The organism is Ruminococcoides bili, assembly GCF_040093295.1.
GTDB lineage: Bacteria > Bacillota > Clostridia > Oscillospirales > Acutalibacteraceae > Ruminococcoides > Ruminococcoides intestinale_A.
Window position 1 is genome coordinate 1 of sequence record NZ_JBBNJY010000055.1, and the last position, 9,955, is coordinate 9,955.

Sequence of the window (9,955 nt, forward strand, 5' to 3'; positions counted from 1 at the left end):
TTTGAAAAGGTCGACCAAACTTTTATAATTGCTTGGCTAAACTGTGAGTTAAACCATAAATTACCCCAACTTTTGATAAAGAACCTTATTTCAATCAAAAACGGCAGCACTTGTGAATTTAATTTCAAAGTGCTGCCGTTTAATATTAATTATTTTTCAAGAAAATCAACAAATTTCTCGCCGAGAACCTCTCTTGAATATACCTTACTGATTTTATCATAGTTACTTCTGAGTTGGTCATCTGTAACCTGTGGGAACTTACGAATCTTATCGAGCAAGTCTGCATACGAAGTATAAATACAGCCGTCAATGCCGTTAAGAACTTCCCTTGAACCTGTGTTCTCTGTACAATAAACCATCTTTCCGTTGAGGATAGCCTCAATATACGGCATACCGAATGAATGGTTGAGAGTAAAGTCAACAACCGCATCGTGATTTTTCATCTGATTTTTCGGATTAGAAGTTTCGCCGCAATAACAAATATAATCTTCAACCTCGTTATCAAAAATCTTATCGAGAAATTCGTTAAGATAGTCGCCCGTACCGTAAACATCAATTACAATGTCATCAACATTCTGCTCTTTAAGATACTTGGCAAAGCCGATAAGATTGTTAATGTCAGCCTCACGCTCATGGCTGATTCTCAACAGATACATACCGAGGAAGTAATCACGCTCCGGCACATCAACTTTCTTTTTATTATCGTCCTCTTCTTCTGCTCCTATGTCCTCTCTTGCCACACTTCGGCTTGACTCAAGAGTATTGCCGAGCACGATATAATCCTTATAGTTTTTAAAATTAAATTTATCAATGTAAAGCTGACGGTTTTCTTCACTTACAAATACAGCCTTGCCGATGTCGATTTTCTCCATTTTATTAACAATGTCGGGGAAAAGCTCATTTACAAGTGCGGCTGTACAATGGAAGAAATAGATTTTCTCCTCTATCTTTTCAGAAGTAGCGTCATTAAGGAAAAGGTGGAGAGATTCTCTTGTTGAAATTACAGTCTTACTGTTTATATTCTCAAGTTTCTTTCTCATTGCCATACCTGCATACGGAGAAAGATTCTGTCTGCTGCAATCGCAGTCAAGGTGACCGTAAAGTCCTTTCCATCTAAAGAAGCCACGTTTTAAAAGTTCAATCTTTCTGCGTGAATTTGCCTTATACAATGCTGTAAGCTGCAATCCGTAAGGCATTTCCTTTGGCTTTGCGGTGCACTTTAGCGACAAAAGCTCTACAAGATAGTTTTTCTCAAGCAAAGCCTCCGCAAGCGAACGGGTAGCAAAAACCGTACCGCCTACACCGTAGAAGTTATAACCGAGGAATGTTACCTTATTCTTCTGAATTGCAGAAAATTCCTCATACATTCTGTCAATATGAGCACCGCTCTCTATAAAGTCATAGTCAATCTCTTCCGGAAGTCTTGACTTAAAGAACGGATTTATCGTATAGGTTTCGTCGGCAATAGCGTCAACAAGTTGCCTTGCTTTTGTGTAAGAGCACTGCTCAAGCTCCTCTACCTCGCAGTAAAGGTTACGCTTTGCAAGGTAATTCTTCAAATCAGGCTGATACAAAATTACAGGCTTATTGAGCACCGTAAAGTCAAAGCCTACCGAAGAATAGTCTGTAATGAGAACATCATTTTTCGCAAGTTCGTCAAGCACATCTGTTTTGTGCGAATGAATAAACTTGATTCTGTCTGTCTTTGCACATTCCTTAAATTCTTCGATTTTCTCTTCATCAAAAAATTGGTGCAAACAAACCGTAAAAACGGAATTTGTTTTATCAAGATAATCGGCAAGTTTTTGGCTTGAAAGCACACCCTTAATCTGATGCATAAGCATCTGTGTCATATAGTTGTCGCCAAGGTACTCTCTCCATGTCATAAACCAAAGTATATTCTTGCCGTTGTGCGGCTGTGCATGGTATGCCTTGTGGCGCTTTACAAGCTCAATGTAGCGTGGCGGATAAATTCCGTAGTAAAGCTGATAATCTTTGAATTTATTGTAATCCATAAGAGTGGGCTTAATGTTCTTGTTGTAATACAAAAAACGGAACATATTATTATTGTAGCCATAGCCCTTATATTCAATAGCTTTGATGCCAAGCGTGCCGTGCTGTAAGTAAATAAGAGGCTTTTCTATGAAAAAGTCTGTCTTAAAAAAGCCGAGCTTTGTAGGAGTAATATCCTTGTAACTCAAAGAAACAAAGTACATATCGGCATTTAAGTAAATCTTAAAATGCTTTACTGTGTTTTTCCAAACAACAAAACTCTTTTCTTTGTCAGAAAGAGAGGCGTAGGTTTCTTTATTGGCGGCATTTTTTTCAAGCACAATGTACTTGTCTATACCGTCCCTGCGGCGTACTACCTGTTTCCAAAAATAATATGAGTTATTATTTGAGGTTGCGGCAAGATTTTCGCCAAACAGCCATATAAAATTTCTACCCATCAAATTACTCCTTTAGTATATGGTTTATGCCTCGGTAATTTTACCGAAACCGCAAAATGCAAATTAAATAAACTAAAATTACAGCTCAAAAGTTGATTTTTCAGGCAAAAGTTTTTCAAATGCGTCAATGACGCCCTGCTTTTTCACCTCAAAATCCGTAGTTTCGGCTGTATCGTTAATACAAATCATATTATGCTTTTGTGAAGGAATATCCCTGCACAAATCGGGATAATTATACTCTTTGACATGATAGCAGTATGCAAAGCTGTCCCTGCGGACTGTATAATTGCCTGCCGCCAACTGCCAGAACTTCATAAGCCACTGGTTTACATTGCCTGTTTTTCTGAATTTATCCATACAGGTAGAATCCAGCGCATCGTATTCTTTTTCCCAAATTTCTTCAAAAGTCGCTTTCATAAAACTCGACGGAGTGTGCTGATAGTAAAAGCCCGGAAACCAATGCCACGGCAACAAAAGCGTCGTTTTTAAATGATTTTTCATTCCGTTCTTACCGCTATACCACTTTTTCCAGTCACGCTTAAAGACTTTTTCCTTATCGAAATGGTCGTTAATGATAGAAACATCCGCACCGTTAAAGAAACCTGCACTGTCCTTATTAAAACAAATGCAGTCAAGCGCAAATGTATCGCAAGGCATACCGTCTTTGAAAAAGTCCTCCGGTTTAGTCGGTGCGGTAATAAACATATCGTCATTAAAATACACAAACTGTTCCGAAAGTCCCTTTATACGGTGCAAATTAAGCTCAATAGTATGTGAATTAAAGGTAGGAAGATACTTTGACGGAATGTAATCTTTATGCTTTACAATGTTAAGTTTTGGGTTTGTTGTATCAAGCCACTTCGGCAGATGTCCCCAGGTGACAAAGTGAATTTTATTTACCCAAGGGGCAAACTTTTCCACACCTCTGAACCAATACTGCAAGTTGTCCCAATCTCTGAAACGAACTTCACTGTTGGCATTGGTGACCGTTTTGCCGTCATACTTGGCTTTTTCCGCCTGCCACTGCTTATCGTTGCCGTCAACCCAAATTATTACAAAATCAATCGGGTTTGTGTTTTTCTCTTCCATACATACCTCACGGCCATCTTTCTTTGACAGCCTCGTAATTTCTCTTTGAATTTTCCGTATCGTACAAGTCAAAAAATTCCTTGTGTCTGTTTAAATAAAGCTCTGTGTTCGCAAACGAACGCTGTGCCATCTGCTCTATATAATTCATAAGTCCCTGTTCTTCGTTATAAACAGGGCCAAATCCGTCCTCGGTATAGTCAAAATAACCTTTACCGTAGTGCTGCTCCGAAAATCTTTCATAATCAAACTGAAAATACGCAAGCGGCTTTTTCATATAAGCAAAGTCAATCTGCACGCTTGAGTAATCGGTAATCATAAATGCCGAGCTTTTCATAAGCTCCTGCACGGTGTATTCGGGATATTTGCAGATTGTAAGGTACGGATTGCTCTTTGAAAAGCAGTCGATAAATCTCTGCATATCCCTGTGCGGGTAAAACATAACAGTACAGCCGTACTTTTCGCAAATTTCTTCAAGTCGTTTGCTGTTGATTATTTTACTCCAATTTTTAAAATAATCGCTCTCGCAAAAAGCCTTTTTATCATCTTCAATGCTTTTTGAAAGTGCGTCTGTACCGATCCAGTCACGCCATGTCGGCATAATAAGTATCTGATTCGGCACTGTTTTAAAATCGTGAAGCTTGTCCCAGCGGGGAAGTCCGAGTAATTTTACAGTGCCCTCAGGATAACCGTAATTATTGTTTACATACTCCCATTCCCTGTATGTGCTGGTGACAAACATACTCATTTTTGTGTTTTTATAATAAAGAAAATCAATATTTGTAAGAATTACCCCATGTTGTAAAAACACACGGCTGTTGCGCAAAATTCCGTAAACCTCAAGCAGATAGCATACGGCATAGTTCGGCTTTCCGCCCTTTTGAGAACTGATGTTTACCTTTGCGGTAAGATATAAAATCCAGTGGGCAAAACTGCCGTACTTTACGGTTTTGCCGGTTTTTTTGACATTTTCGTAATCAACGCTGTTTTTATACACCGCATAAACGCAGTCCTGCTCGGGGTGATTTTTGCACACATATTCAAAAAAGCAAAATCCGTTGTCCGTTGCCTCCACTCCGTTATCGCACACAAGCCATAAATCTTTTCTGAAACGCTTGTAAACAAGCGCAATAGGCAGTGCAAAAATAAACAGGAAAATATGAAGTATATCCTTAGGCTTTACATCTTTGAGTTTTTCAAAAAATCTTGACATACCGCCACCGTTAAGACATAAACTCTTCGTACAAAGGAAGCACCTCTTCGGTAGTGCCCTGCATCTTTACTACGCCATCGTGCAGCCAAAGAATATTGTCACAGAGCTTTCTGAGTGTGTCGGAGCTGTGCGATACAATAACAACGGTTCTGTCTTTGTTCATAATAAGGCTACGCATTTTTTCGTAGCTCTTCTTCTTAAACTTTGCGTCACCAACGCTCAAGACCTCATCAATAAGCATAATCTCGGTTTCGAGAATCGCCGTAATTGAGAACGCAAGTTTAGAGTACATACCGCTTGAATATGTCTTTACAGGGCGGTCAATAAAGTCGCCAAGCTCAGAAAACTCAATGATTTCGTCGAGTTTTTCTTCAATCTGCGGTCTTTCAAAGCCTAAAAGCATACCCGAAAGGAAAATATTTTCTCTTCCGCTCAGCTTATTCTGAAAGCCAACGCCGATAGAAAGCAAGGAAATTGAATGACCGTGCAAGTCGATTTCGCCCTCATCAGGTGAAAAAATACCTGCTATAGCTTTTAAAAGGGTTGATTTACCGCTGCCGTTTTTGCCGACAATACCCAAAATCTGACCCTTTTCAACCTCAAAAGAAACACCCTTTACAGCCTCAAAATACTCAATTTTCTTATTCTTTCTCGGTGCAAAAATAGACTTTAAAAGCGAAACCTTTTTAAAACATCTGTATTTAATTTTAACATTTCTGACTGAAATTGCTGATTCTCCCATAATTAAATCACCTTTACATAGCTGTTTTCGTGCTTATAAATCGTTCTGATGCCAATAACACTGATAACGATGCCAACAACAAACCACGCAAGCAATGCTACCCAGTGTGGATCCTGATTATAAATAAGCACTCGTCTTAAATCGCAGATAATAAGAGCTATCGGATTACATTTAATCAAAAGCTCACCCAAAATACCGTCAAGTTTATTTTCGATTGAATAGAAAATACCTGAAATGTAGAATCCGAGCTGTAGCACAATAGTAATTACATTGAGCAAGTCCTCAACAAATACGCCAAAGTGGAGCATAATTGTACTGCAAGCAAATGTGATTACCACCAAAAGGGCCATAATCGGCAATGCCCAGAACATTCTCCAGCTTAAAGGCACTTGGTAAATAATCATAAGAAGAACCGTAAGAGCATAGGATACGAGCATCTTAAAACCGTAAACACCGATTTTTTCAAGAATAAATATGTGCTTAGGTATATAAACTTTCGTGACAATCATCTTTTTTGACTGCACGACTTTTACGCAGCTTTTAACAACCTTGCTGAAGAACTGCCAACAGTTAAGACCGATAAATACGAATACCGGGAAATACGGCTCGCCGCTCTTAAATACAAGGATTGCGATAAACGAATACACAAGCATAAAGAAGAACGGATCAAGAATCCACCACAGCCAGCTCAAGAAAGAGCCCGCTACTTCGGACTTAAGTTCCGCCTTTGAAGAAAATACCGTGTAGTTAAAGAATTTTTTGATGTCCTTAAAAAATCTGCTCATCTTTAATAACTCACTTCCAAATCATAAAATTTCATTCTGACACATAATAACCTATCTTGAATTATATCATTATACTGTCAATATTTCAAGTATTGTGTATTTTTCGTGTGACGAATTTTGAGAGCTTTTCTGCAATTTTTCTGTTAAAGAATTTGCAAATAATACACATAATACTTACAATGTCTTAAAAAAAGAATTATTATACAAATTATACTTTACAATATTGTTACATTTAATTCGGCACAGAGTTTTTAACATAATTATAATATAATGTTAAAAACTCTGTCCGATTAAAAAATGACCGCAATCTTTATCGGATTTACGGTCATTTATTTTTTATTCAATTTACTACATTAATTATTGATATTTTCTTCAAGTTCGTCAACGCTTGTTTCTGTAATTACGGTGTTTCCGTTGTCAAACTTAAAGCTCATATTAAAATAATAATCGCTGTCTTTTCTGATAGCCGCTATGTATTTAAATGTAGTTGTTTTATCACTGTCAATCATTAAATTCAAACTTTGAGAATCATAATCACTGATAAAATATTTATAATTATCGCTTACAACCGCAATCGGAATAATATAATCGGAAGACAGTCCGTCATAAGGAACTATGTCCGCATCTGTGTCTTCAGACGCTGAAATTTCCTTTAAATATACTTTTTTGCCGCTGTTGCTGAAATTATCGGCATTAACGGTAAATTCATATATCGCAAAGGTTTCCGTATCATAAGCAACGCTGTCGTCAAAATCGCTTTCATCTAATGTAGCGCCGCCCGTTTGCAGGTTACTGCCCTTAATATAGGTATCATAAATATATTTTGTGCTCGGCTTTGTTACATCAGTTACTTTTACAGTACCGAAATCGGTATCTGCCTCTTCAAATAAACTGCTGTAAATTTTATCGCAGTTCTTTGTAAAAACAACCTTGCCTTTACTATCGCCGCACTCATAATTATAGTTTATCTTTAAACTGCCGTCCTCTTTACGATTTGAATCACAGCGATATATGGTAAATGTGTCGCTTGTATGCGGTTTTATTGTGAGTTTATCGGGATTTCCGTCAACGCTGACATTTGTAAATGAATAATTCATACTGCTGTCCTTGACGGTAACATTAAAATCATCAAAAGATATTGTGAAATCATCGTCGGTGGTATTTTCAACATAAAAATCAAACTTATACTCTTTCGGAGCATCATATGAGGATGTCATTGACTCTAACGAAAAAGAACCTGTTTGAATATCGGTCATTGTTATGCCGCCAAACAACGTTTCGGCTTTCTCTCCTACTTTGTATTGAGTAGAGTCAATTTTATCAACATCTGTGGGTTCCGAGAGTTGTAAATCGAGACTGTTTACTACGGCAGACACTATTACAATTACCACACCTGCCAAAATTACTCCGCCGAGTATGCAGGCGGCAACAATTTTTCCTGTTCTGCCGCTGTTCTTTTTAGGTACAGGCGATTGTGTGGGAATAGGCGCAACTCCGTTCTGCCCCTGTACGGGAACATTTACAAAACCGTTTGGTCTTTGCTGTGGAATATAAGAAAAATTCGTCTGCTGTTGAGGCTGTGTACCCGAAAAATTACTTTGCTGCGGTTGAGCCTGAACATTTTGATAATTATTCTGCTGTGCAGTGTTGGCATAATTTGTATTATTTTGGTTTTGTACTGCCGATGCAGAATTGTTTAAGGGTTGTTTGTTCTCAATATTTATATATGGGTTCTGTTTATTTTCGGTTTGTGGTGATTGTGATTTAAGCGAAGCTCCGCACATTGTGCAAAAGTTGCCCTCGCAATCAAATCCGCAGTTTGGACATTTCATAATAAAGTTCTCCTATATTTATGTTTATACACTGCTATAATAAATCAAAAATAAACAAAAGTCAATGCATTTTTAGAATATTTTGCTATTAAATTTACAAAATTGTTGTTGAAATATTTTAGCCGCTGTTGTATAATTTTATTGAAATGTATCGAATAAACTTGCAAAATAATTAAATTTTTGCATTAAACAGAAAAAAATATGAAATAACGGGAGTTTTAATTATGAGAGGATTGTATTCTTCAAAGACTAAAATTCGTCAGCAGATATTTACCGAAGTTGCTCGTTTTGCGTACGAGGGCGGTGATTATTCTAAATTTGAAAGTCTGCCTTACAAAATTATCCCGGGCGAGATTTCCACTTACAGAGAAAGCGTTTTCCTTGAGCGTGCCATTGTAGGTGAAAGACTGCGCCTTGCCATGGGACTTAACCTGTTGTCGGCAGATGAACAAGCGCCTATTTCGACAGGCGTTGAAGAAAGTATGATTGACGAAAAGGTATATGAACCGCCGCTGATTAATATTATTAAGTTCGCTTGCCACAGCTGTCCCGAAAAGCGTGTGTTCGTAAGCAACGGCTGTCAAGGTTGTCTTGAACACCCTTGTACCGAGGTTTGCCCGAAAGGCGCTATCTCAATCGTGCACGGCAAATCTTTTATTGACGAAGAAAAATGCATTAAGTGCGGCAAGTGCCAAAGTGCGTGCCCTTACAATGCAATTATAAAGCAGGAGCGCCCCTGCGCAGCTGCCTGCGGTATGAAAGCAATTCACAGCGATGAATACGGCAGAGCGGATATTGACTACAACAAATGCGTAAGCTGTGGAATGTGCCTTGTAAGCTGTCCGTTCAGCGCAATTGTTGACAAAAGCCAGATTTTCCAAACAATAAAGGCTTTACAGAGTGATACTCCCGTTTATGCCGCAGTTGCACCCGCCGTTGCAGGTCAGTTTGCAGGACTTCCCGCAACAAAAATAAGAAATGCGTTCAAGGCACTCGGCTTTGAAGATGTTGTAGAGGTTGCCGTGGGAGCCGATCTTTGCACCGTTGAAGAGGCAAAAGACTTTATGGAAGAAGTGCCTGCCAAACAGCCGTTTATGGCTACTTCGTGCTGTCCCGCATGGAGCGTTATGGCTAAAAAGACATTTCCCGACATTGCGTCTTACATTTCTATGGCTCTCACCCCTATGGTACTTACAGGCAGACTTACAAAGCAGGATCACCCGGGTTGCAGAGTAGTATTTATCGGCCCTTGTGCGGCTAAAAAACTTGAGGCAAGCCGCAGAAGTATAAGAAGTGACATTGATTTTGTGCTCACTTTTGAAGAAGTTGCGGGAATGTTTGCCGCCAAAGAGGTAGATTTTGCGGCGCTTGAACCCGATGAAGAACCGCTTTCTTTCTCAAGTGCGGACGGCAGAGGTTTTGCCGTAAGCGGCGGCGTTGCAAAAGCGGTTGTAAATGCAATACACAGAATGGACCCTGAGCGTGAAGTAAAAATTGCAAACGCACAGGGACTTGACGAGTGTATGAAATTGTTAAGAATGGCGAAAGCAGGCAAATATAACGGATACCTGCTTGAGGGTATGGCTTGTCTGGGCGGCTGTGTGGCAGGTGCAGGCACAATAAATGTACCCGAAAAATCTGCCGCAGAAAATCTGAAGAGTAAAAAGAGCAGTCCATTTGAAACCGCCTGTGAATCTCCGTATGTAGACATTTTGCCCGAACTTGAAAACCTCTACAATGAGTTTTCTCATAAAAATAATGAATGATTTTAAAGTTGGGTAAATTATGGTTTAACTCACAGTTTAGGCAAGCAATTATAAAAGTTTGGTCGACCTTTTCAAAGGTCG

General features: G+C 38.9%; 7 protein-coding genes. 1 reads left to right on the forward strand and 6 read right to left on the reverse strand.

The features are described 5' to 3' along the window. Positions 1-149: 149 nt before the first annotated feature. The 6 genes from AAAY30_RS10675 to AAAY30_RS10700 all read right to left on the reverse strand — a co-directional run bounded on the left by AAAY30_RS10675 (position 150) and on the right by AAAY30_RS10700 (position 8,108). Positions 150-2,450, reverse strand: a complete 2,301-nt coding sequence (locus AAAY30_RS10675) for a CDP-glycerol glycerophosphotransferase family protein (protein WP_302191387.1) — start codon at positions 2,448-2,450, stop codon at positions 150-152. Between the two features lie 78 nt (positions 2,451-2,528). Further along, complete coding sequence (locus AAAY30_RS10680; protein ID WP_499215842.1) at positions 2,529-3,539, reverse strand: stealth family protein; 1,011 nt, start codon at positions 3,537-3,539, stop codon at positions 2,529-2,531. Between the two features lie 7 nt (positions 3,540-3,546). After that, complete coding sequence (locus tag AAAY30_RS10685) at positions 3,547-4,749, reverse strand: CDP-glycerol glycerophosphotransferase family protein (protein ID WP_295025344.1); 1,203 nt, start codon at positions 4,747-4,749, stop codon at positions 3,547-3,549. A gap of 10 nt (positions 4,750-4,759) precedes the next feature. Then, positions 4,760-5,491: an ABC transporter ATP-binding protein gene (locus AAAY30_RS10690; protein ID WP_022235570.1), complete on the reverse strand. Its 732-nt coding sequence runs from the start codon at positions 5,489-5,491 to the stop codon at positions 4,760-4,762. 2 nt (positions 5,492-5,493) lie between these two features. After that, a complete protein-coding gene (locus AAAY30_RS10695) occupies positions 5,494-6,276 on the reverse strand; it encodes an ABC transporter permease (RefSeq protein WP_186936027.1) in 783 nt (260 codons plus the stop codon). A gap of 353 nt (positions 6,277-6,629) precedes the next feature. Further along, the gene (locus AAAY30_RS10700; RefSeq protein WP_337781731.1) at positions 6,630-8,108 is read right to left on the reverse strand and encodes a DUF1720 domain-containing protein; all 1,479 of its coding nucleotides are present in this window, start codon (positions 8,106-8,108) and stop codon (positions 6,630-6,632) included. 224 nt (positions 8,109-8,332) lie between these two features. Between AAAY30_RS10700 and AAAY30_RS10705 the strand changes: the two genes are divergently transcribed. Beyond that, positions 8,333-9,874, forward strand: a complete 1,542-nt coding sequence (locus tag AAAY30_RS10705; protein WP_499215841.1) for a 4Fe-4S dicluster domain-containing protein — start codon at positions 8,333-8,335, stop codon at positions 9,872-9,874. Positions 9,875-9,955 lie beyond the last annotated feature (81 nt).